Origin of the sequence: Clostridium sp. SM-530-WT-3G (genome assembly GCF_012843905.1) — a bacterium.
Lineage (GTDB): Bacteria > Bacillota > Clostridia > Clostridiales > Clostridiaceae > Clostridium.
Genome location: NZ_JABAGC010000037.1, coordinates 1 through 24,608, shown reverse-complemented (window position 1 = coordinate 24,608; position 24,608 = coordinate 1). Strand labels below are relative to the sequence as shown.

Annotated in this window: 21 protein-coding genes and 1 pseudogene; all 22 read right to left on the bottom strand. The window is 27.4% G+C overall.

The genetic code is table 11. The features are described from left to right. Positions 1–140: 140 nt before the first annotated feature. Positions 141–1,367, bottom strand: a complete 1,227-nt coding sequence (locus HF850_RS12215; RefSeq protein WP_169105721.1) for a CCA tRNA nucleotidyltransferase — start codon at positions 1,365–1,367, stop codon at positions 141–143. 158 nt (positions 1,368–1,525) lie between these two features. Continuing rightward, positions 1,526–2,422, bottom strand: coding sequence for a MurR/RpiR family transcriptional regulator (locus tag HF850_RS12210; RefSeq protein ID WP_169105720.1), 897 nt, complete (start codon positions 2,420–2,422; stop codon positions 1,526–1,528). Between the two features lie 183 nt (positions 2,423–2,605). Continuing rightward, the gene (locus tag HF850_RS12205) at positions 2,606–3,322 is read right to left on the bottom strand and encodes a pseudouridine synthase (protein ID WP_169105719.1); all 717 of its coding nucleotides are present in this window, start codon (positions 3,320–3,322) and stop codon (positions 2,606–2,608) included. 256 nt (positions 3,323–3,578) lie between these two features. Then, positions 3,579–3,872 carry a ground-like protein gene (locus tag HF850_RS12200; protein WP_169105718.1) on the bottom strand — a complete coding sequence of 98 codons (294 nt, stop codon included), beginning with the start codon at positions 3,870–3,872 and terminating at the stop codon, positions 3,579–3,581. 209 nt (positions 3,873–4,081) lie between these two features. Continuing rightward, complete coding sequence (locus HF850_RS12195) at positions 4,082–5,161, bottom strand: hypothetical protein (RefSeq protein WP_169105717.1); 1,080 nt, start codon at positions 5,159–5,161, stop codon at positions 4,082–4,084. Positions 5,162–5,204: 43 nt separating this feature from the next. Beyond that, positions 5,205–5,840: a hypothetical protein gene (locus HF850_RS12190; RefSeq protein ID WP_169105716.1), complete on the bottom strand. Its 636-nt coding sequence runs from the start codon at positions 5,838–5,840 to the stop codon at positions 5,205–5,207. A 92-nt stretch (positions 5,841–5,932) separates the two neighbouring features. After that, entirely contained in the window at positions 5,933–6,211 is a 279-nt protein-coding gene (locus HF850_RS12185; RefSeq protein ID WP_169105715.1) for a DUF4179 domain-containing protein, read from the bottom strand. A 1,160-nt stretch (positions 6,212–7,371) separates the two neighbouring features. Next, a pseudogene (locus HF850_RS12180) lies at positions 7,372–7,776 on the bottom strand (ABC transporter ATP-binding protein); the annotation flags it as partial. Positions 7,777–7,810: 34 nt separating this feature from the next. Then, the gene (locus tag HF850_RS12175) at positions 7,811–8,212 is read right to left on the bottom strand and encodes a GntR family transcriptional regulator (RefSeq protein WP_169105714.1); all 402 of its coding nucleotides are present in this window, start codon (positions 8,210–8,212) and stop codon (positions 7,811–7,813) included. Positions 8,213–8,218: 6 nt separating this feature from the next. Further along, on the bottom strand, positions 8,219–8,779 hold the full coding sequence (locus tag HF850_RS12170; protein ID WP_169105713.1) for a hypothetical protein: 561 nt from the start codon (positions 8,777–8,779) through the stop codon (positions 8,219–8,221). An 87-nt stretch (positions 8,780–8,866) separates the two neighbouring features. Continuing rightward, positions 8,867–10,351: a glutamate/gamma-aminobutyrate family transporter YjeM gene (gene yjeM / locus HF850_RS12165; protein ID WP_169105712.1), complete on the bottom strand. Its 1,485-nt coding sequence runs from the start codon at positions 10,349–10,351 to the stop codon at positions 8,867–8,869. A gap of 580 nt (positions 10,352–10,931) precedes the next feature. Further along, a complete protein-coding gene (locus HF850_RS12160; RefSeq protein ID WP_206151663.1) occupies positions 10,932–11,465 on the bottom strand; it encodes a hypothetical protein in 534 nt (177 codons plus the stop codon). Between the two features lie 296 nt (positions 11,466–11,761). Then, positions 11,762–12,706, bottom strand: coding sequence for a 2-hydroxyacid dehydrogenase (locus HF850_RS12155; RefSeq protein ID WP_169105711.1), 945 nt, complete (start codon positions 12,704–12,706; stop codon positions 11,762–11,764). A 213-nt stretch (positions 12,707–12,919) separates the two neighbouring features. Beyond that, positions 12,920–14,809 carry an ABC transporter ATP-binding protein gene (locus tag HF850_RS12150; protein ID WP_243159488.1) on the bottom strand — a complete coding sequence of 630 codons (1,890 nt, stop codon included), beginning with the start codon at positions 14,807–14,809 and terminating at the stop codon, positions 12,920–12,922. 7 nt (positions 14,810–14,816) lie between these two features. Next, positions 14,817–16,550, bottom strand: coding sequence for an ABC transporter ATP-binding protein (locus tag HF850_RS12145; protein ID WP_169105709.1), 1,734 nt, complete (start codon positions 16,548–16,550; stop codon positions 14,817–14,819). Positions 16,551–16,642: 92 nt separating this feature from the next. After that, complete coding sequence (locus tag HF850_RS12140) at positions 16,643–17,083, bottom strand: MarR family transcriptional regulator (RefSeq protein WP_169105708.1); 441 nt, start codon at positions 17,081–17,083, stop codon at positions 16,643–16,645. Between the two features lie 416 nt (positions 17,084–17,499). Continuing rightward, positions 17,500–19,011 (bottom strand): protein adenylyltransferase SelO, encoded by a 1,512-nt coding sequence (locus tag HF850_RS12135; RefSeq protein WP_169105707.1) that lies wholly within the window; start codon positions 19,009–19,011, stop codon positions 17,500–17,502. A gap of 285 nt (positions 19,012–19,296) precedes the next feature. Then, positions 19,297–20,244, bottom strand: coding sequence for a hypothetical protein (locus tag HF850_RS12130; RefSeq protein WP_169105706.1), 948 nt, complete (start codon positions 20,242–20,244; stop codon positions 19,297–19,299). Between the two features lie 61 nt (positions 20,245–20,305). Further along, on the bottom strand, positions 20,306–21,469 hold the full coding sequence (locus tag HF850_RS12125) for a glycosyltransferase family 2 protein (protein WP_169105705.1): 1,164 nt from the start codon (positions 21,467–21,469) through the stop codon (positions 20,306–20,308). Positions 21,470–21,490: 21 nt separating this feature from the next. Next, on the bottom strand, positions 21,491–22,408 hold the full coding sequence (locus HF850_RS12120; RefSeq protein WP_169105704.1) for a putative nucleotide-diphospho-sugar transferase: 918 nt from the start codon (positions 22,406–22,408) through the stop codon (positions 21,491–21,493). 28 nt (positions 22,409–22,436) lie between these two features. Beyond that, positions 22,437–23,450, bottom strand: a complete 1,014-nt coding sequence (locus HF850_RS12115) for a GDP-mannose 4,6-dehydratase (RefSeq protein ID WP_169105733.1) — start codon at positions 23,448–23,450, stop codon at positions 22,437–22,439. A 53-nt stretch (positions 23,451–23,503) separates the two neighbouring features. Continuing rightward, positions 23,504–24,268, bottom strand: a complete 765-nt coding sequence (rfbF, locus tag HF850_RS12110; RefSeq protein ID WP_169105703.1) for a glucose-1-phosphate cytidylyltransferase — start codon at positions 24,266–24,268, stop codon at positions 23,504–23,506. Positions 24,269–24,608: the final 340 nt, after the last annotated feature.

The following is a 24,608-nucleotide window of genomic DNA, read 5'->3' as shown; positions in this document are numbered from 1 at the left end:
ATTCCTTTCTTATACCATATTTCTTTACTTTTTTTACCACCTAGATTTATTATAACTCTTTTTGTTAAAAAAATAATTAATTTTATATGAAAAAAGAATTTGTTAAATAAAAATTTAATAAATTCTTTTTAAATGCTTCTCTACTTATCTTTTATTTCTTCTGCAATTCTAATTAAAACTTCCTTATCATTTAATTTAGAATTTTCCATAACAAGATTTAACAAATGATTTAGAACTTCACCTATATTTTTTCCTTTTTTATAACCTAATTCAATTAAGTCTCTTCCATTTATATTCATTTGTTTTAATGAATAACATTGACCACTATTTATTATATCTTTAATATCTGATAAGGATTTATCTATTGAATTTAACTTATTACTCTTAATTTTATCTGAACTTAATATTATTTGAGCTTTTTTTATATCTACTAAACCATATATTAAATCCTCACCTATAATATTAAGCATTCTTTTAATATTAATTGTACTGTCCAAATCAAAATCTTTATACTTAATCAGCAAGATTACATTCCTTATAGTATTATTATCATATCTAAATCTCTTTAATACATCCTCAGCTACATCTTCTCCCAAATTCATTAATAAAACAGCTAGTCTTAGTATTATATCATTTTTCATATTATTTAACTGAAGTAATTTATCACTATTAATATAATTCAATTCTGGAATTAAGTAATCTAATAATTTACTATTTTTTAAATCTACAAACTTAGTATTATCACTTAATATTATCTTATTAAGTTCATCTCTTACTCTCTCTTTAGATATATATACTATATTGCTACTTACTTTTTTTATAGACTCAAAAGTATTTTCATCAATTGTGAAACCAAGCTGTGCTGAAAATCTAACTGCTCTTAACATCCTTAATGCATCTTCATTAAACCTTAATACTGGATCACCAACTGTTCTTATAATTTTATTGTTTAAATCACTTATTCCATAAAAATAATCCTGAATTCCATACTCTTCATTATAAGCAATTGCATTAATCGTAAAATCACGTCTAGCTAAATCCTCTCTTAAAGTTTTTACAAATTCAACTTTTATAGGATGTCTATTGTCATCGTATTCACCATCACTTCTAAATGTTGTAATCTCATAATGATTATTGTTAATAACAACAGTAACTGTTCCATGTTTTATTCCTGTCAATATAACTTTATCAAACAACTCAACAACCTTTTCTGGTTCTGCAGATGTAGTCATATCCCAATCATTTATATTTCTGCCTATAATACTATCTCTAACACAGCCTCCCACTATATATGCTTCATATCCATTTTCAATAAGAATCTTTATTATAAATTTAACCTCTTCTGGGAGTTTAATATTCAAATCCACTTTTCTTCTCCTTATAATTTTTTCAATATTATAAAACTTTATAAATTAAAATACAAAAATATATTTAATTTATATAATCCTAGTATATGCCATATTAATTAATATAATTTTCTAAGTAAAAAGGTATAAAAGCATGCTTTTATACCTTAAATAATTCTTTAATCATCTGCTACATTTTTATTATTATAAGAGTAGACATTATAATTCTGCCATATTTGTTCAAGATTTGTGAATACATCTGATATGTTTTCCTTTTCTCTCATTCCAACAGCTATTATAAGTGCATTTATAACTGATAAAGGCGCAACTAATGAATCAACGAAAGATGCCATATTACTTTGAGCAATTAATGTATAATCTGCTTTTGTTGCTAAAGGCGATAAAAGACTATCTGTAAGTGCTACAACCTTTGCTCCTCTATCTCTTGAAAATTCTAATGCATCTATAGTTTTAGCTGCATATCTTGGAAAACCAATTCCTATTACAAGATCTCCGTCTCCAACACTTATCATCTGTTCAAAAACATCTGATATTCCGTAACTTACCACTTTAACATTTTGAAGAATTATATTTAAATAAAATCCTAAAAACTCAGCAATTGCTGTTGAACTTCTAAGTCCTATTATATATATTCTTTTAGCTTCAAATATACTCTTAACTACATCCTGGAATGTCTTTTGATTTATTTTTTCTAATGTAGACCTTATATTTTCCATATCAGCTTTCAATACACCTTTTAAGGCATCTCCATCAGTAAAATAATCATTTCTAAGTTCTAATCTTTGAACTGTAGTTAGTTTATTCTTAATTAATTCTTGAAGAGCTTTCTGCAATTTAGGATAACCTGAGAACCCAATTTCACTTGCAAATCTTACAACAGTTGATTCAGATACTCCTACAGCAACTCCAAGTTTTGCTGCAGTCATAAATGCTGCTTTATCATAATTTTTAAGTATATATTCAGCAATAAGCTTTTGACCTTTGCTTAGTCTTATATACTTTCCTTGAATTAATCTCATTAAATCTTTGCTATTTTCGTTATTCATATTGTCCATATAATGCCTTTCTATTTCATTGCAATAATTATAATTTAAGTTTATCACTAACTTTCATTTTTTTCAATAAAACTACATTTTTTTCGCACAAAGTCTTTTAATAATGAAATTCAACGTACATAACCCAATAATATATAAACAGCTATAAGTTTCAAATAATTATAAGACAAATTTTATCCTATACTATAAGCTTGTAATATATTCAACTTCTTCTTTCTTTAGTTCTCTATATTCACCACGTTTTAAATATCCAAGTCTAAGCTTTCCTATAGAAATTCTTTTTAATGCCAACACTTCATGATTCAATGCAGCACACATCTTTCTTATTTGTCTATTTTTTCCTTCATGAATCCCAACTTCTATCGTAGAAATATCTTTAAATGCATCATAACTTATTACTTCCAAAGATGCTGGTGCTGTTATATATCCTCCAATATCTATTCCACTTTCAAATTTTTCTATATCTTTTTCACTTATTTCGCCTTTTACTACAACAATATATTTCTTAGTAAGTTCTTCTCTTGGATGTATTATTTTATTATAAACATCACCATCATTAGTTAATAGAAGAAGTCCACTGCTATCATAATCAAGTCTTCCTATGGGATAAACTCTTTCTTTAACTTTTACTATGTCCATTATTGTAGGTCTATCTTTTTCATCTTTAACTGAGCTTATGTATCCTTCAGGTTTGTTTAACATAATATATACTTTATGTTCTTCTTTTTTTATTATCTTTCCTTCGTATTCAACCACATCAGTTATAGGATTAACCTTAACTCCTAATTCAGATACAATTTCTCCATTTACTTTTACTTTTCCTTCAAGTATAATTTCCTCACATTTTCTTCTAGATGCAACACCGCAACTAGCCATATACTTTTGTAATCTTTCTTCCATATTTATCACTCCAACGTATATATATTAATTTATATAATTCATTTACTTCAATATTAATGATTATATATGTTTAAATATCATAATACAATAAAAATTATGTTTATCATATTTTAACTATTATATAAATTAATAATCAGTATAATATAAATCTCATAATAAAATATTAATATATAATAATAGAGACGCTTCCCTTGAGCGCCTCTATTACTTAATAAACTCAATCTATTTTGCTGTTTACTTAAGAACTATTAAATCATTAGAAGAATCCAAATCCAGGATATCCACCAAATCCGCCTAGTCCTCCGAATCCTCCGCAGCCACAGCCGCAACCTAAGAATAAAATTAGAATTAGCCAAATCCAGTAGCCACCACCGCAGCCACCAAATCCACCTAGTCCACCATAGCCTCCAAATCCGCCATAGCCACCATATCCGCCATATCCGTTACCGTATCCACCATTGCAACAGCAGCTATTACAGCAACAATTATTGCTACAGCAGCTGCTTGGTTTGCAGCAGCAACAGCAATCTCTTCTACAACTTTTTGACATGTTAATCAACTCCTATTCTTTTGTTAATATATCCTATTCAAAAAATGCTTTTTTTGTTCTTATTTAAAAAATTATATTCTAGGGCATATTTTAGATATTTTTTGAAAATAGGAGAAATTTTCATCTTAACAATTAAGATTATGCATTATAATATTATTTCCACATATAAAAAGGAACCAAATATATAATTTAGCTCCTTAAAAAATCATCTATTTTACTTTTATTTCATTTCCAAATACAAACTTATCATCTTCTAAAATCGTCTTTTCCATTAATAATACTGCTGTTTTATCTTTTTCAACATTATTTAACTCAATTATATACTGGTTGTCCACTTTCTTATCTTTATAGATGACTTTGTTATCTATACTGTCATATGCATCATTATTTTCATCACAATACAATCCGAAAGTATTCATTGCCATAAGCATACTTTTTTTATCTGAGTCTGAACTGCAGTATATTTTTATGTTATCATTTTCTTTAATAACCTTAATTTTTCCCTCTGTTTTATCATTAAATTTAATTAAGAAATCAGTTTCACCATTTTCTGTCTTTGGAACTTCTCCTAAAATATTATCCTTTGTATCAAAGTCCTCATAATATTTATTTAGTTCTTCATCTGTCATGGAATTATAATAGTTCATTACAGATATACTATTAGAGTCTTTTATTTGATCATAAGTTAAATCTTCTGCCGTAGCAATCATATTCCTATTATTATCAGCTTCAAAATCATCAATATTATTAGCTAAATAAATTTTCCCATCCACATTAATCAAAAAATTACTATTATCTATATTTTCTATAAATTTCTCATTATCAGGCCACAATAAAACAACACCAGTTTCTACCCTATTACTTACAAACTGTTTAATTTCAATATCTGTACCTTTTATTGCCCCGCTTAAGTCTTGAGTATAATTATCTTGAAAATCTTCTTTAAAATTTACAGGTATTTTTAAACTAGCATTAAGATTACGATAACCATCTACTACATCTACTCTTATAACTCCAGTTTCTGCAAACCCATTTTCATTATTTATTTCAACTTCATATTCTATCTTATTATCCTGTGTTAAATGAGCTGAACTCCTTGTATGCCTGTTCTCCAAGTCTCCCATGAATACATTAACTTCAAGCCCACCATGCATACCAAAATGTTTAAAACTTTTATTACTTTCAATAGTAAAACAAACCTTAACCTTATTCTTACTAGCACATATTTTATTTACAGTTAACTTATTTCCATTTTGTTCAATAACATTATTTTTAAGTTCCTTACTCATAGAAGATTCTCTATATTGCTATTTTCTCTGAATCAGCATTATACTATACTTTAACCTTATCATCAGTTCTTTCTATTTTATCTATGCTCACCTTAGACTTATCTGCAAATTCAAACTTATTTTCATATTTAACATTATCTTTTATTTCATATGATGGCTCTTGCTGATCTGTTGTTTTATAGAATCCATCCAGTTCCCCTTCATATAAATCACATTCAATTGGTATTATGATACAATCACTAACATCCTTTAAATCATCAATTTTTATAATATTTGTTGACATAGCCCCTACTGAACATTTTTCTATACCATCAAAGTGATTAATATAACCATCTTCTATACAATAAATTCTTTCTTTATACTTAATTAAAACTTTTGATAATCCATAAGCATGTTCATCAACATTATTATCATTATTTTCTTTATAAAATAAATTTGTTCCTATAGCATTACTTTCTAACTTATAGAATTCATAATTTTCCATCTTAAAATTCAAGCTTTTTTCCATAGCTAAGTCTAAATACTTAGAAATATCTACTGTAGTTTTAACCCAGCCGTTAAAATCATATTCTGGTAATATAACATCAAATCTTAAATCAACGCTATTTTCGAAACCTTTAAAGTTATACATAGTAAATGTATATTCTACTGTCTCATTGTCAATTTTTTTAGAATCCATTTGATAACCGTCATTTTGTTGAGCATTTTGTACTACAAGGCTTACAATACTATTCCCGTGATAAATTTCATTTAATGTTCCATTTCTGTGTATTAAAAAGCTTTAACTTTCATCTCATTTTTTGATGCTGTAATATCTTTTATTTCAATTTTTATGCCCTTATCTTCAAAACTTTTATTAATAGGTAATGAATAATCCTTTTGTTCTGAAATCAATACAGATGGTCCTGGCGTATCCTTGCCATCAGATTGTAAAGTAGAATTTATCACTTCAGCTTTAACTTGTATCCCTCCAAATAGCCCAGCGATAAATAAAAAGCTGAACAGTGAAGCTGCCACCCCTATTAATTTACAAATTTTCTTTGAATTCACTATTATACCCCAACTTCTTTTTTTGTTATATTATACATCCATTTACTTTTATTTACTATAAAATGTAAATTAAATAATTCTTAAATTTCTTAAAATATCCTATAAATTTAATTATTAATTTTTATTAATCCTTAAGTAAATATATTATAGTTAATAAAATGTACATATAAACTTCTTTCCCAAATAACAAATAAAATAAACTAGTCAAAAATCTTTAGTATTTTCTTAAGTATAAAGTTGCATATAACTGCAACAATTACAATACATAATATATCTGTACTTAATGCTTTGATTAGATTTATCCCAGTTAATGCTTCATACATTACTCTTCTACTTCTCATAAGCTCATCTGTATATTTCGAACCAAAAAATATTCCTGCAAAACACCCTACTCCTATTGAGCACAATACTCTAATTATTTTTTCATTTATCTTTGATGAAAAAATCTTGATACCATATTCTAATGAATTTAATTTTTGCATCTTATTATATACAACAAATAAAACAAATATAATCAGTAATGCAATTGAAATATCAACTAACATATTTGAAAAATATATTTGTTTGATACTTACCTCATCAATTAATGGATTGATAAATATTTTTCTATAATTTCCATCTGATGAATTTCTCATTAAAGAATATATATTCTTCCCATCTTTCACAGCTACATATTCAGATATCTCCCTTATCTTATATAGTATAGTCGTAAGTGAAAAAGGTATTAATGCCATCATGCAAACAAGCCCAATAATAGAATTAGAAAACATAGAATCAACTATCATAATAAATAACACACTAATAATTCCAATCAAAACCATTTTTATAATTTCAATACCTACAATCGAAAAATATCCTTCCACAATTGATAATAAATTTCTATAATTTATATATCTCATAACCGTCATATATACAAATACAATAATAAACAATAATCCTGTCAATATAAGACATAGAATTTCATTGTACTTTATTTGTTTTTTGGTGTAAGGAAAACTATTCAAAAACATAAAATTATTTCTTTTACTTATCCCCTGACCAATAAAATGTGTTACTACAAATATAACAAACAATAAGCCATAATTATACAAACCAAATGTATTGAAATGATTATTATAATCATTTGAAATTTTCCAATGCATTTCTTCAATTCCATTGCCAATAAAACTTTTATCATATTCCTCTGTTATTATGGTAAATACACGTCCAACTTTACTCACTTTAGATACACCATTAATTTTCAAATTTTCTTCACTAACATCTTCTTTAAATGCAACTTATATTTTTTTAATCTTATTTTTCATGTTTTCTACTGAATTTTCATAAGATACAATTCCATTATCTAAAATAGCAACATCATCACAGATTCTTTCAAGCTCGCCTAAGTGATGAGAACTTATAATAATTGTTGTACCATTTTCATATACTTCATCTACAAATACTTGGAGTAGCTTATTTTTTAATATTGCATCAAGTCCAGATGTAGGCTCGTCCAATATTAAATATTTTGCATGCATAGAAAAAGCCAATATAATAGAAAGTCTCATTTTCATTCCTTTTGATAATAAAATCTTTTTATTTTCAATCTCAAATGATACATTATCTATTTTTATCATTATTATCATTCACCCCTAGCATCTCAAATGTTTTCATAACCATATTAATAAAATCTTCTTTAGTAAGACCACTGTAATTTGCTTCTAATATTAATTTTTTCAATTGATTTCCTATAGACTCCATTTTCTTCTCATCAACCTTATTTTTAAAATTATCTGTTATAAAAGTTCCCCTTCCTCTTAAAGTCTCAATTATTCCTTCTCTTTCAAGTTCTCCATATGCCTTGCTTACTGTATTTGGATTTGTTGTAAGAAGCCCTGCCATTTCTCTAACTGATGGTAACTTTTCATTTGGCTTTAATGCACCTTTTAAAATAAGTTCTTTAATTCCTAATTCTATTTGTTCATAAATAGGAGTACTGCTCCTTGGATCAATTTTTATCATCTTTCATCATCCTTCTATAGAATCTTGTGCTTTTGATTGACTAATATAATCAATTACCATACCTTCACCTTCATCTACAAATACTAAATTCATATACAAAACTTCATTGTCTGGTCTATAAAATTTTTCTCCATAATCTGAATAATCTACATAATAAGGCTTAAATTTTATTATTACAACTTCTGTTTTCGATATAGGCTTTACTTTTGAATAATTTAGTCTACTCTTCTCATAACGATTAATTATTGAATTCTGTTCATCTTCAGTTAAATAAATTATTTGTTCTATTTCAATCTTATCGTAATGTACATCAGTATCAGTTAATCTCTTTCTTTGAGAAAAACATTCTAAAACATCTGGTAATTCTCCATTATCTCCAATTTTTCTTCTTCTGAAATTATCATCTCTCAATACTTTATTATTTAATTGTTCTAAAACTTCACTTGAACTAGTAAATTTCTTTTGTTTTTCATACAACTTAGTATCACATTGATTACTTGCCAAAAGTAATGTAAGTCCAAGAAACGCAGCTATTCCTATAGCTATTTTTGATTTTTTTGAATTCAAAAGTTTTTTTTCAAAATAAAAAAGACATCCAAATGAGCGTTACACTCTTTTAGATGTCTTTTCTGTTATATTATTTTACTAATATTATTATTTGTTTCCTCTAGCATGAATAGCTAATGCTGCAATTGTAAAGATTACTGGACCTGCTATCATAGCAATTGTTGATACATAATCACCTTTTAAAGCTGGTTCAATAATTGTAAATATATTTGCAAATCCTACTGTAGCTGTAACTATTACTGTTATAATTACAGTTAATGCATGATTTTTGTATATTTCAAATGGTTTAACTATTTCTTTCTTCTTCTTAAAGCTTATAAATGCAGCTGATAAGAATAAATATGGAATTGTCATAGCTACATTAGTCATAAGAACTAACATTTCGAAAAATGCTTTAGCATTTTTACCACCCATAGATATTACAAGAACCATAACTGCAACTATTATAGTTTGAACTTTCATTGCATTTACAGGCATTCCGCTTTTATCAATAACAGCCATTTTTCCTGGCCATAATTTTGCAGGAGTTCCTTCTATTAATTGCTTTAATGGTGAATATGATAATGTAAAGAACGCACCAGTTAAAGCTAAGAACATTGAAAGACCTACAAATCTTGCTACCCAGTTACCTAGTTCTACTGCAACTCCATTACTTAATCCAAGTACATTACCTAATTCAAATCCAAAGTTATTCATAACTACATAAGCAACATTTGCCATGTTTACATGTTCACCAGATAAAGTTTTAGACCAGTTTGTAAATATACCAACACAGAATATTCCAATTGCATATCCTATTGATATAACTGCTGCTGATATAGCTATTCCTTTTGGGAATGTTTTTTCAGCGTTTTCAGTTTGGTCAACAAGACCACCAACAGCTTCAATTCCACCAAACGCAAATATTGCAAATACTAAGAATGAAAGCATAGAACTTACACTGCCATATGCAGGATTTGGTGAATTTACAAATGACATTGCACTTTGTATAGGTTGTGCTAAGTGTCCTTTATTTAATATAAGAACTATAATTGCCCCCCCTATTAGAACAACATTTAATAAAGCACATGCTATACCACCTACTGAAGTAATCTTAGTTATCTTATCCATACCTCTTCTAGAAATTAAGAAAACCAAAATCATCCAGATTACTCCAAGTATACCTATTGATTGTGTTGAACTTAATCCAAAGAAACTAAGTTCAGATGTTCTATCTACTCCGAAAAATGTATTCGATAATGGTATCCATATACTTGAACATATATTTATCATCCAGATAACATATGATGCATACCACATGAAAATACCTACGAATGCATATTTAGGGCCTACTGATTTTTCCATCCATGAATATATACCACCTTTTTCATCTTTGAAAGCAGCACCGTATTCAGCCATCATAAATGCATATGGTATAAAGAAAGCAATTGCTCCAAATATGAACCAAGGAATTGCACCATATCCCATAAGATAATATGATCTTGGCATGTTAGCAAAACCAAATACAGATGTAAAAATCATAAGAATTAATGTTACAAGAGTTAACTTCTTTTGTTTTTCATTATTGCTCATCTTATTTACTCCTTAACTATATATTTTTTCTAATTAAGCACGAGATTTACTTTTATTATTCCCATTAATTTTCTATATAATATAGATGATTAATTAAATAAAATTAATTATTTTTCACTTGTTTTTTATAGATAATTAAAATAAAGAACCCCCTCTTAATTCAAGTTCAAAATTTATTTGAACCAGGTATGTTTTACATTTTACTATGATTTTTTCATCAAATCAAGCTAGTTATTTTAATTTTTTTTTAATTTTTAGTATAAAATTTTAAAAAATTTAATATTTATATTAATTTATTTTGATATTTTTATTGTTTTTGTCCTATATATTTTACTTATTATCAGAATTTATTTTGCAAGTTTAGTTGTCAAATCTTTCAATAATGTATTATTTCTCACTATTTTTACGCATATTATTATAATTATTTGATTAATTTATTTTTTAATATTTCATTCAATCTTCATACACGCTTATTGTCACCAATAAAAATCATTAAATAAAAAATATATCTATACGATAATTTTTATTTATCATATAAATATCTATATTTTTAATTTTAAAAATAAGCTTTTATAAAAGACTATCTATCATCACCAATATAATCCAAAAACTCTTTAGTTTTCGACCAATATTTTATTCCCCAGTTTTCAAAATTCCATTCTTCCATGTATTTATTACATTCATAGTCAACATAGAAAATCTGTTCATTCTCAACAACAAAATTTGTCGGAAAGTAATCTATATTTATCTTATTACTATATAATATAGTACACATTTCTCTTATTTGACGTAGATATTTTTCCTTCATTTCATCCTTTAATATAATATCAAATATGGTATCACCTTCAATATATTCTTTTAAAATCCTTTCATTCTTTATATCTAAATCAAGCATTTGAGGCATATTTATTCCTATATTTTTTAATGTATTATAATCATTAATTTCACTTTCTATCTTATTTCCAAATTTATAATAAGAACAAGGTTCATGATGTATCTGTTTTAATACATATTTTTTTTCACCATCTGTAACTAGATAAGAATAACCACCTTTACCTTTTCCAAGCAACTTTATAACTTTGAAGTAATTCTTATTTACATTCATTTCTTTCATTTAATATTCCCTCCCTTAATAGTTTATACCTTTCAAATTTTTCAATATCTCATTTACTATAATATACTTAACCTTACACCTCATATGCATTTATACCAAAATTTATAAGAGTATATTTAATAAACAACAAAAAAACTTTCATCCTATATAAAGGATGAAAGCATTACTCACGTGTTACCACATTAATTTATCATTATCTCACAATAATACTCTCTTCAAGTATGCCAAAATATATAATAATAAATAATCTAACTGCTATTTGTAATAAAAATTCTAATATTCAATAAACTAAGTACCTATACAATAACGTTTTGTATGTTTCCATCTATATATTTATCAATATTATCGAAAACTATTTCTGCTCTCTTTATCATTGATTCCTTTGTAGCAAATGCTACATGAGGAGTTACAATTAAATTTGGTGCCTCAAATAATACATGATCCTCAGGTATTGGAGGTTCCATTTCAAAAACATCTACTCCTGCTCCTGCAATTATTCCTTCTTTTAATGCATTTGATAATGCTTTACTATCAACTATTGGACCTCTTGCTGTGTTAATAAGAATAGCATTTTTCTTCATCAATTTTATATTATCCTCATTAATTAACCCTTTTGTAGAATCATTTAGTGGAACATGTAAAGAAACTATATCACATGTAGATAATAATGTATTTAAATCCACATACTTAATCCCTGTATTTTCTTTAACAGTTCTACTGTAACCATAAACTTCACATCCAAAAGCCTTAGCAATATTAGCTACTCTGATCCCTATGGCACCAGTACCTATTATTCCAAACTTTTTCCCTTCAAGTTCAAAGCCTACTAAACCATCTTTAGTTCCACCTTGTCTTGTTACTTCGTTACATTTGTCTATATTTCTATATAAATCAATTATAAGTCCAAACACCAAATCTGCTACTGCTACAGTTGAATATCCAGCACAATTACATACTCTTATTCCTCTTTCCTTGCAGTAATCAATATCTACATGATCTACTCCTGTAAATGCAACACAAACCATTTTTAAATTTGGACACTTTTCCATTACATCTTTTCTATATTGAAAATTTGATAGTACAACTATATCCGCATTCTTACTTCTTTCAATTAAAGTTTCTGTATCCTCTACTCTATTATCATAAAAGACAATTTCAGCTTTGCCCTCTAATTTCTCATTTGCTCTTTTTATGAATAATTCTGTTTCTACACCTAATGGTTCTAAAAATACCACTTTCATTGTCATTTCCTCTTTCCATAATATTTTTACAAATTATCACTTAAATTTTCATAAATATCTTATTTATATTATATCAACGCAAAATTAACTTTACAATTATTCGCTAATACACAACAAATATTTATGATACTTGTTTTTAATAATCTTATAAAAAATTGCTGAAAGATTAATATTATTTAACCCTTCAGCAATATATATAAAATATTCTATTCTTTAATCTTGTTCTAAAGCTCCAGTATATAATTGATAGTAAATTCCTCTCTTATCAATTAAACTATCATGATTTCCACGTTCAATGATTCTTCCTTTATCTAAAACCATAATAACATCTGAATTTTTAATTGTAGATAATCTATGGGCTATTACAAATACTGTTCTGCCCTTCATAAGATTATCCATACCTTCTTGAACAATCTTTTCAGTTCTTGTATCTATGCTAGATGTAGCTTCATCAAGAATTAATACTGGTGGATCTGCAACTGCTGCTCTTGCAATAGATAAAAGCTGTCTTTGACCTTGAGAAAGATTACTTCCATCACCTGTAAGAACTGTATTATATCCTTCTGGAAGGTGCTTTATGAAATAATCTGCATTAGCTAGTTTTGCTGCTGCTTTTACTTCTTCATCAGTTGCATCTAATTTACCAAAACGTATATTTTCCATAACTGTTCCTGTAAACAAATGAGTATCTTGAAGAACTATACCTAATGATCTTCTTAAATCATCCTTTTTAATCTTTTGTATATTTATTCCGTCATATCTTATTTTACCTTCTTGTATATCATAAAATCTATTGATTAAGTTAGTAATTGTAGTCTTACCTGCTCCTGTTGCACCAACAAATGCAATTTTTTCTCCAGGTTTCGCATAAAGGTTTATATCATGTAATATAATTTTTTCATCATTATATCCAAAATCAACATCTTCAAAGTATACATCACCCTGAAGCTTTTGATAAGTTGTAGTATTATCAGCTTTGTGATAATGCTTCCAAGCCCATGCTCCTGTTCTTTTTGAAGATTCTTTTATGCTTCCATCACTTGCAATTTCAGCATTTACAAGCTCTACATATCCTTCATCAACTTCTGGCTTTTCATCTAAAAGATCAAATATTCTTTCAGCACCAGCAAGAGCCATTACAAGACCATTTAACTGTTGAGATAATTGAGCTATTGGCATATTAAAACTCTTATTAAATTGTAAGAATGACGCAAGTGCTCCTAGTGTAAATCCACCAAAACCATATATGGCAATTATAGATCCAACTATAGCTGTTAAAACATAGCTGATATTTCCCATATTACCCATTACAGGCATTAAAATATTAGCAAACTTATTAGCATTATTTGCACTATCAAAAAGTTCTTCATTTAAATTATTAAAATCCTTTATACTTTCATCTTCATGACAGAATACTTTAACTACTTTCTGCCCTTCCATCATTTCTTCAATGAATCCATTTACCTTACCTAAGTTCTTCTGCTGTTTTATAAAATAACTTGCACTTTTCTTTCCAATATACTTAGTTACTGCAAACATAAATCCAACCATAAGCAAAGTAAGTATTGTAAGAGGAATACTAAGTATAATCATAGAAATAAGTACACCTGTAACTGTTATAATTCCTGCAATCACCTGAGGAATACCTTGTGAAATAAGCTGTCTTAATGTATCTGTATCATTAGTATAAATACTCATAATATCACCATGTGCATGAGTATCAAAATATTTTATTGGCAGCTTTTCCATATGCGCAAACAAATCATTTCTTATACTTTTCATTGTTCCTTGACATACGTTAATCATTATTCTATTAAAAGCCCAAGTAGCTAGTACACCAATATAATAGAATGCAGCCATCATACCTAGCGCTTTTAATAATGGTACAAAATTTGGTGAAGCATCATTTATAAAAGGTACTATATATACATCGATTAAACTCTTCATAAACATAGTTCCAACAATATTAGCTAAGGAACTTATTAAAATAAAAATAACTACAAAAATACAATGAATTTTATAATTCTTTATTACATATTGAAATAATCTTTTAAATATCTGACTTGGCTTCTTTTTAGTCTTAGCCTTTGGTCTTCCCATCATATTTTTTCTAGGCATTTTTTTCTTCAGCTCCTTTCATTTGAGATTCATATACATCTCTGTATATTTCGCATCTTTCTATTAATTCTTCATGAGTACCAATATCATTGATTACACCTTCATTTAAGACTATAATCTTATCTGAATCCTGAACTGATGATATTCTCTGAGCTATTATTATCTTTGTAGTATTAGGAATTTCTTCTTTAAATGCTTTTCTTATAAGAGCATCTGTTCTTGTATCTACTGCACTTGTAGAATCATCTAAAATAAGAATCTTAGGTTTCTTTAATAATGCTCTTGCAATACATAATCTCTGCTTTTGTCCACCAGATACATTTGATCCACCTTGCTCTATAAAAGTGTCATACTTATCTGGGAATGCTTGAATAAATTCATCTGCTTGAGCAAGCTCACATGCTCTTTTTGCATCTTCATAAGTAGCTTCTTTATTTCCCCACCTAAGATTGTCCAAAATTGTACCTGAAAATAGTACATTCTTCTGAAGAACCATAGCCACTTGATTTCTCAATGTTTCTATATCATAATCTCTTACATCAATACCTCCAACTTTAACGCTACCTTCTGTAACATCATAAAGTCTTGGAATAAGCTGAACAAGAGATGTTTTAGAACTACCAGTTCCACCTATTATCCCTATAGTTTGTCCACTTTCAATTTTAAAGTTTAAATTCTCTAAAACATTATCTGTATTTTTGTTATAAGCAAAATTTACATTATCAAATTCAATAGATCCATCTTTAACTTCATAAATAGGATTTTCTTTATTATTTAAATTTGACTTTTCATTAAGAACTTCAGCAATACGTTCTCCGGATGCTCTTGACATAGTTACCATAACAAATATCATAGCTATCATCATAAGACTCATAAGTATATTCATTACATAAGTAAACAAACTCATAAGTTCACCTGTTGTAAGGCTTCCACCTACTATCATCTTTGCTCCAAGCCAAGATAATAATAAAATACATGTATACATTGAAAATTGCATTAATGGCATATTTAAAACAATACACTTTTCAGCCATCACAGATAAATCATAAATATCTCCAGCAGCCTTATTAAATCTCTTCACTTCATGGTCTTCTCTTACATAAGCCTTTACAACTCTGACTGCATTTATATTTTCCTGTATACTTGCATTTAATGCATCATATTTCTTAAACATCTTTCTAAAAATAGGATGAGCTTTACCTATAATAAAATAAAGTGCAGCCCCAAGAAAAATTATAGTTCCTAAAAATATACATGCTAATTTTGCATTAATGGTAAATGTCATTATCATAGCACATATAAGCATCATTGGTGCTCTTGTACACATTCTTACAATCATTTGATATGCATTTTGTACATTTGTAATATCTGTAGTAAGCCTTGTTACAAGTCCAGCTGTAGAAAACTTGTCTATATTTGAAAATGAAAATCCCTGTATATTTTCATACATGCCTCGTCTAAGATTTTTAGCAAATCCTGTACTTGCACTTGCAGCATACTTACCAGAAAGAACTCCAAAAGTAAGTGAAAACATGGCCATGATAATCATTGCTCCTCCAATCATGTAAACATGCTTCATGTTTCCTACTTCTACACCTTTATCGATTATAGATGCCATTAAAAACGGAATTATAACTTCCATTATTACTTCCAATGTTACAAACACTGGCGATAGTATAGAATCTTTTTTATATTCTTTTACATACCCTAGTAACGTTTTAACCATAAATATATACTCCTCTCTTTACTAAATTTAATGTTGTATTATTTATATCTAAAATCAATAGACCTTCCTAAACTATGTATGAATCATTTTCACTATTGGTTATTATTAGCCAATAGGTTGTCCATCATTTTCTCTAAAATTCTGTATAATTCTTTTTTATCATCCTCAGATAATCCTTCATACAAAACTTTTTCGCATTCAATTAAGTTCTTTCTCATTATTTTATCCACTTCATCATTTTTACTAGTTAATTTAATATGCTTGTATCTTTTATCAGTTTTACTTTGCTCAATTAATACGAAACCCTTCTCTTCAAGTCTTTTTAATATACCTGTTACAGTTGGTTTTTTCAGATTGAATTCTTTTTCAATATGGCAAGGATTAATCTCCTTGTCTCTATTTCTATTAAGATATCCTAATACTGAACATTGTGTTCTTGTTAAATCTATTGAAGATATTTTATTGTTCAATTCTCGTTCAAATAAATTATTTACTATTTTTAAAAGAAGACTCAGTCTTAATTTTTTTTTCATAATAATTGCCTCCTTAAAACCGTATATAATTGATAAAAAATAAATAGCTCATCAAATAAACTTATATTTAAAGCTATAACAAAGAATTCAATATATTCATATATAATACTTAGCACACTAACTATTATATATTACCTAGAAATAATGTCAAATTAAGTTTATAAAAGAAATTTAAATGTATTTTTTAAAATTCTATATATTTTAAAGTATTGCCAGAAGTGGCAACGATAGTTTCACTCTATTCATTAATGATATAAAAAATACCCCATGAAAATAAATATACTTTCAAGAGGTTATTAATTTATAATATTAAAATATTTTACCTTGAAGAACATTAACACAATTATTGCAACCATCATGTGAAATCAAATATATACTCTTCTGTTTTTAATAAATGTTGTTTTTTATCCAATAAACTATGTTCCACAATAAGTTTTATATCCACAACTTAAATTCTCAGGCACTTTAACATAATCTTTATTTACTTCAGAATAATTATAGGGATTTTTGAGAACCTCTAATAATGATTCCATAGTTTTATAATTACCTTTTTGAGCATCTGCTAAAGCTTCCTCTACTCTGTAATTTCTAGGGATTATTGCTGGATTGTTATTTTCCATAAGCTCTCTGACTTCACTCATCGATTCATTCTGTCTCTTTAATCTATCACTCCATAATGCATACCATTTAGTAAACCTTTCTGTAGCAACAAAAGGTAAATTTTCTACATATCCAGTTGTAAGATAATAAAAAGTATTAGTATAATCAGCTTTATTTTCTTTCATAATATCTAAAAACTCATTTATTATTACTTTATCATTTTCCTCTTCATTAAATAATCCAAGCTTTTTTCTCATTCCAGACATCCATGTATTTTCATATAATATTGTAAATGCACTTAATACCTTTTCAACTGTCTTAATTGTTTCATCCATATCTTCATCATTATGATTTTCTTCATTTATTAACGGCAATAATGTTTCTGCAAATTGCGATAAGTTCCATACTGCCATCTTAGGCTGATTTTTATATGCGTATCTTCCATATATATCAATAGAACTAAAAACTGTATCTGGATCATATGTATCCATAAATGCACATGGGCCATAGTCTATAGTTTCACCACATATAGACATATTATCTGTATTCATTACTCCATGGATAAATCCTACTAGCTGCCATTTTGCTATAAGTTCAGCCTGTCTTTTTACTACCTTAGCCAATAAAGTAAGGTACTTGTTATCCTTATTAAGATTGTTTATATACTCACTCTTAGTGTTGTTAAGCTCATTTTTATCTTTAAAATGTCTTTCTATAGTATAATCAGCAAGTGATTTTACATCTTCTTCACGTCCAAATCTTGCTGCATACTCAAAAGTTGCTACACGTATATGACTTTCAGCAATACGTGCAAGTATTGCACCATCAAGTTCAGTATCTCTATATACAATTTTACCTGTTTTAAGTACAGCAAGACTTCTAGTTGTCTTGATTCCAAGATTATACATCCCTTCACTTATTATATATTCTCTAAGCATAGGACCTAAAGCTGCTTTTCCATCACCACCCCTTGAATAAGGTGTCTTTCCACTTCCCTTAAGCTGAAGATCAAATCGCTTTTCATCGTCAGTAACTACTTCTCCAAGAAGTACAGCTCTTCCATCTCCAAGCATTGTAAAATATCCGAACTGATGTCCTGCATATGCTTCTGCAATAGGTGTAGTATTTTCTAAGACCTTGTTACCTGCAAGTATATTTATACCTTCTTGTGATTTCATAAAATCTTTATTTATCCCTAATTCATCAGCAAGTCTATCATTAAATATAATCATTTCAGGACTTGGAACTACACTAGGATTTTGCTTTGAATAAAAAATTTCTGGCAAACTAATATATGTATTTTCTAATTTTACTCTTTTGTTATCCATACTTTCTCCTTTATCATTTGAATATAAAAGTATAAATTGTAGGCATCATTATTTATATCTTCTTTTCTTTTTCTTAGATTCTACAATTATATAATTCAAATGAATTTATTTTATAGGTTTAATTTAAAATTCATTTATATTTTGCACAAGAGAAAATATTATTATTCTGATATACTAATATTTTCTCTATCCTTGTAATAACATAAAATAAAGACAATACTTAGATATTATTCTAAGTACTGCCTAAAATAAATAAAATATTTTGATATTATGAAAATCTATAATCTAAATATCTACAAATATATAATTCTTAATATCTCCCAACACAATTCTATTTACAAAGCCTGTATCAAAATTAGGAAACTGAGCTAAAACTGCTGATGCACCTTCAAATATACATTTTACATATGGACTATAAACATATTTTAATAAATCTTTATCCTCTATTTTATAAAATGAACAAAGCTCTGCTTCTTGTGGTCCTATAATGCAAAAAGCCGAAAAATGATAAAAAATCAAAGGTGTATTATTAACATATACAGTATTATTAATCTGTCTTACTTTATAATTTTTTACATTCCAAAAGGCTGTATTTGCTCCAATTGATTTTATAACATGAACATTTTTAAATACATCTGGCCATTCTTCTACATACCTTTGATCTCCAAATGTCTTATTTACTGTATCATACTCTCCAGTACATTTTTCAAGACATTTATCTTTCCAAATTCTTATTGCTGTTCTTCCCTCACTGTTATTTTTAAATCCTACAAAACCTGTATTAAACTTTCCTGTAAGATTATAATAATGCTCAAATTCCTTTGAATTATAATGTTCAGTTAATAATATTGATGCTTCTGGATTTTCACCAAATAATAAGTCAATATTATTAAACAAGAATAAATCTGCATCTACATGTGCATAATAATATGCCTCATTGTATCTATTAATAATATAATCTAAAAACACAGATTTCATAGTCCAACAGTATTCATGGAATGTCCTATTTGATTTTGCTCTATATAACTCATAATTATCTTTTTCTAATTCACTGTAATGAAATACTTTAACATTTTCAAAATTTATTTTTTTCAATATATCATAAACTTTATCAGACATGCAGAGAATAAATAATTCAAAGCTTGTACAATGCTTTTTAAAAGAAATATACATAGCTAGAGCTTTAAATAAATGCACTTCAGATAAAATCATGGTAAAGTGATATTTTTTCATATAAATATACTCCTTTCAAGCAATTTTTGTTATCTATACTTTAATAAATCCAGCATTAGCCTTATCCAAATATATCTTTAATAAGTGCAACCATTGCTCTTGCAAAATATTTAAATCCAAATATATCTTCAATCATATTTATTTCTTTAAATACCTCAATTACATTTATATTACTTATATAAAACAAGCTTGAGGTTAAATCTTCATTAAAAGATTTTTTTCTTTGAAATTGTAGCAAATTTAAGAACATATTTAATATATAATCAAATGATCTATCTTCAAGCATCGTATCAATATCTTGTACTAGTTCATTTAGAGTAATTTGATTTATTGATGTTAAGTAACTTATGCATACTAAAATCACATCTATAAAGTATATATTATTGTATTTATTACATATATATCTTGTATTTTCATTATATTCATTTACCCTTATATTGCTTGGATGCTCTTGATGTGCACTTGCTATTTTATCATCAAAAATGAATTTTCCACCTGACTTATAAAGCCTTATCCCCAGGTCATAATCTTCAAATCCATATCCCACAATCTGTTCATCAAACATACCTACATTTATCACATTTTCACGTTCAACCGATGCATTGTTTGTAATAAATAATCTCCATGGAATACTATAATGTGCTAAATTATTACCATATTTTTTTATTATTTCTTTAACTCCATCAATAAAGTTTCCATGTAAATCAAACACATACTTCTCATACATCCCATTCATAATTAAATATTTATTTAGAATTGGTGCTTTTTCAGTTTTATTATAAGCATTTTTAATATATTTTAATCCATCATAGTCTTTATCTTTCTTTTCAAGCTCATTATAATAAAAGGTAATTATTCTCTTCCAAGGTACACCACAGACTACTATATTTTTTTCCTCATGGTTCTTCAAATGACGTGTTACAAAATCTCTTGGTGCAATCATATCACTATCATGAAATATTAGTATATCACCTTCTGCCATTTTTATTGCTGTATTTCTCCCTCTTGCTATTCCTTTATTTTCATTAAGTCTTTGAAATTTTATATTAAACCTTGCATTCTTTATAAATCCTCTAACCATACTAGCTGTATTATCAGCAGAACCATTATCTACAATTACCACTTCAAAATCATTAAAACTACAGTCCTGATTATTTAATGACAATAAATTATAATATAATCTTTCTTCAGAATTGAAAGCTGGAATAATAATACTTGCTCTCATAATTGCTCTCTCCCATACTTATTAATTACTTTCTATATCAGTCGTAATGAAGAAATCTGTATACCTAGAATCATTTTTTTTAATTTCTTCAATTATATTCCTAAGAAATCTCTTGTATATATCATAAATAAAGGGCATATTTGTTCTATCTTTTTCATGAATTTGTATAATATCATTTTCATTTATTATTCTAAATCCACTAAAATGATAAACAATGAGCTTATAATTATTTACCATTATTTCATTATCTTTAATGGTGAATTTATACTTTTGATAATTCCAATGGCCTATATTAACTCCTGGAGTTGTTATTTCTCCAACATTATCAAATAACTCAGGCATATTGTCTAAATATTTTTGATCACCAAAAGTATTTCCTTCTGGATTTTGAGTACATGCATTTATACACATCTTGTCCCACCATCTAGCACACATAATTCCATTTATATCTTTTTTAAATATTATAAGCCCAGAATTGTAATTTCCGGTAATATCCTGAACATAATGAACAAAGTCATTTGGCTTCTTTGATAAAAATATCTTGCCATCAGATATAAGCACAGAACTATCAGGCTGATTTTTAATTATTATTTCTGGATTTTGTAAGAAAAATAAATCCGCATCAATATAAATAACTCTTTCTATGTCACTACTATGCTCAAGAACATAATTTATAAATACAGGTTTTAAAGTCCAGCAATACTGGTTCAACTTACGAGTATTCTTTAAATTAATAACATCAATTCTATTCAATTCATTAATTTTTATGAGAATTACATTAGGTAAATTGAACTGTTTTATAAAATCATAAGATCTATAATCAACACAAAGGACATATACTTTAAAGTCATCCACTACCTTTGATAAAGATAAATAAGCTGCTACCGCCTGAATTAATCTTTTATGAGATAACACAGTACAAAATATATTATTTGACATATGATTCCCCCCTTTGTTTAAATGCATTTTATTTCAAGAAATCCTTATACCAATCTATAGTCTTTTTCAACCCCTCATCAATAGTATAATTAGGAGTCCATCCTAATATATTTCTTGCTTTTTCTGCACATAAATACTGATGTTTAATTTCATTACTTCCTTGATTCAATATTACTGGTTTCAATGGGCTTTCCATTAATTCAAGGATTTTATTTACAAGTTCTAATACTGTCATCTGTATTTCATTACTAAAATTAAATGCATGTCCACCCAAACCTAGTTTTTCTATATTTTCTGCAAGTGTCATATATGCATCAACTGCATCCTCAACATAAAAATAATCACGAATAAAACTACCATCACTTCTTATTACAGGTGCTTCATTATTTAATACAGATTGAATTGTCTGTGGAATTATCCTATTAAAATTTAAATCTCCTCCCCCATAAAGGTTACCACATCTAGTAATACATACTGGCAACTTATAAGTTTCATAGTAAGTTTGAGAAATTAAATCTGTACAGCTTTTAGATACATCATAAGGATGTTTCCCCTGAAGAGGCATTGTTTCATCATAAGGTAAATTTATCTGATCTCCATAAGCCTTATCACTAGATGCAACAATAACTTCTTTAATTAATGGGCTTCTTCTTGATGCTTCTAAAATGTTCCATGTTCCTTCAATATTTGCTTTAAATGTTCCTAGTGGATTTCTATTTGCAACTCCTACAATAGCCTGTGCTGCCAAGTGAAATACTGTATCTATTTCATATTCCCCAAGTGCCCTTTCAATCACATCATAATCTTCAAGGCTTCCATTTACTGCATTGATTTTCTTGTATTTATCACCAGTATACATATTAGATTTTGGAATATAATCTCTTATTAATACAGTAACATTGGCACCAAAGTCAACTAACTTTTTAACAAGATAACTACCTAAAAAACCTGTTCCTCCTGTAACAAATACATTTCTACCCTTCCAGAACTTATTTTTTTCTTCTATTTCAGCAGAACTTTTATACTCTTTAGAATCACTCATAAATTCTTTACCTAACACTTCTTTACTTAATAATTTATCTTTTGTATTTTTCTCTACCATGTTTTCCACACTGCCTTTCCTTCATTCCATAGTTTATTTACATTATTTATATCATTTAAAGTATCCATAGCTGTCCAGAATCCATTATGAATGTAAACTGAAAGCTCATTATCTTTAACCAATTTTTTTAGAGGTGTCTGCTCTAAAATACAATTTGGATCATCATCAATATAATCAAAAATTTCTGGTTCAAAAATAAAAAATCCACCATTAATTATTCCTTCAGTATTCTTCTTTTCTTCAAATGATTTAGCCATACCATCTTCTACAGTAAGAATTCCATACTGGCTTTTTTTATAAATTCCTGTAACTGTAGCTATCTTTCCTTGCTTTTTGTGGAATTCTAAAAGTTCATCAATATTAATATCTGCAAGACCATCTCCATAAGTAAGCATGAATCTTTCATTTCCAATGTATTCCTGTGCTTTCTTTATTCTTCCTCCAGTAAGTGTATCAAGACCTGTATCAATAAAGCTTATCTTCCATGGTTCAGGCTTAGAATATAAATCTATACTTCCACTGGATAAATCTAAAGTAAAACTACTTCTCTTCCAACTATAGTCAACAAAATACTCTTTTATTTTTTCTCCTTTATAGCCTAATAAAAACATAAAATCATTGAATCCATACTGATTATAAATTTTCATAATATGCCATAATATAGGCATTCCGCCAACTTCACATAAAGGCTTTGGAGTATTCTGAGTAAGCTGACTCATTCTAATACCCTTACCCCCTGCTAGAATTACAACTTTCATCCTTGGTACCTCCATTTTTATAATTCATTTTTCCAATAGTTAATTATCAATATTTCTTTTTATTTAATATTTACCAATAATTTTTCTCACAATACATATTATTCATAATGCCTAATTATGTTACACAAATTTAAAGCCTAATATTTACCTCATATTCTCTAATGTTTATAATTTCTTAACTCTTTATGCTACTTCATATATACTATATATCTTTTTGCATATAGGGCTGTTTTTAAAAAATGTTGTTTTGTATATTATTCACATTTTGTGGCAATGATCTAAACGAGGTGAATAAATTGATAGAAAATGATATTGATTATAAAAATTTAGAAACACTTAT

Bases quoted from the DNA above. Each gene is read 5' to 3' on its own strand.
- HF850_RS12210 (WP_169105720.1), bottom strand. From the start codon at position 2,422: ATGGACAATATGAATAACGAAAATAGCAAAGATTTAATGAGATTAATT.
- HF850_RS12205 (WP_169105719.1), bottom strand. From the start codon at position 3,322: ATGGAAGAAAGATTACAAAAGTATATGGCTAGTTGCGGTGTTGCATCT.
- HF850_RS12200 (WP_169105718.1), bottom strand. From the start codon at position 3,872: ATGTCAAAAAGTTGTAGAAGAGATTGCTGTTGCTGCTGCAAACCAAGC.
- HF850_RS12195 (WP_169105717.1), bottom strand. From the start codon at position 5,161: ATGAGTAAGGAACTTAAAAATAATGTTATTGAACAAAATGGAAATAAG.
- HF850_RS12190 (WP_169105716.1), bottom strand. From the start codon at position 5,840: ATGGATTCTAAAAAAATTGACAATGAGACAGTAGAATATACATTTACT.
- HF850_RS12175 (WP_169105714.1), bottom strand. From the start codon at position 8,212: ATGATAAAAATTGATCCAAGGAGCAGTACTCCTATTTATGAACAAATA.
- yjeM (WP_169105712.1), bottom strand. From the start codon at position 10,351: ATGAGCAATAATGAAAAACAAAAGAAGTTAACTCTTGTAACATTAATT.
- HF850_RS12160 (WP_206151663.1), bottom strand. From the start codon at position 11,465: ATGAAAGAAATGAATGTAAATAAGAATTACTTCAAAGTTATAAAGTTG.
- HF850_RS12155 (WP_169105711.1), bottom strand. From the start codon at position 12,706: ATGAAAGTGGTATTTTTAGAACCATTAGGTGTAGAAACAGAATTATTC.
- HF850_RS12150 (WP_243159488.1), bottom strand. From the start codon at position 14,809: ATGATGGGAAGACCAAAGGCTAAGACTAAAAAGAAGCCAAGTCAGATA.
- HF850_RS12145 (WP_169105709.1), bottom strand. From the start codon at position 16,550: ATGGTTAAAACGTTACTAGGGTATGTAAAAGAATATAAAAAAGATTCT.
- HF850_RS12140 (WP_169105708.1), bottom strand. From the start codon at position 17,083: ATGAAAAAAAAATTAAGACTGAGTCTTCTTTTAAAAATAGTAAATAAT.
- HF850_RS12135 (WP_169105707.1), bottom strand. From the start codon at position 19,011: ATGGATAACAAAAGAGTAAAATTAGAAAATACATATATTAGTTTGCCA.
- HF850_RS12130 (WP_169105706.1), bottom strand. From the start codon at position 20,244: ATGAAAAAATATCACTTTACCATGATTTTATCTGAAGTGCATTTATTT.
- HF850_RS12125 (WP_169105705.1), bottom strand. From the start codon at position 21,469: ATGAGAGCAAGTATTATTATTCCAGCTTTCAATTCTGAAGAAAGATTA.
- HF850_RS12120 (WP_169105704.1), bottom strand. From the start codon at position 22,408: ATGTCAAATAATATATTTTGTACTGTGTTATCTCATAAAAGATTAATT.
- HF850_RS12115 (WP_169105733.1), bottom strand. From the start codon at position 23,450: ATGAGTGATTCTAAAGAGTATAAAAGTTCTGCTGAAATAGAAGAAAAA.
- rfbF (WP_169105703.1), bottom strand. From the start codon at position 24,268: ATGAAAGTTGTAATTCTAGCAGGGGGTAAGGGTATTAGAATGAGTCAG.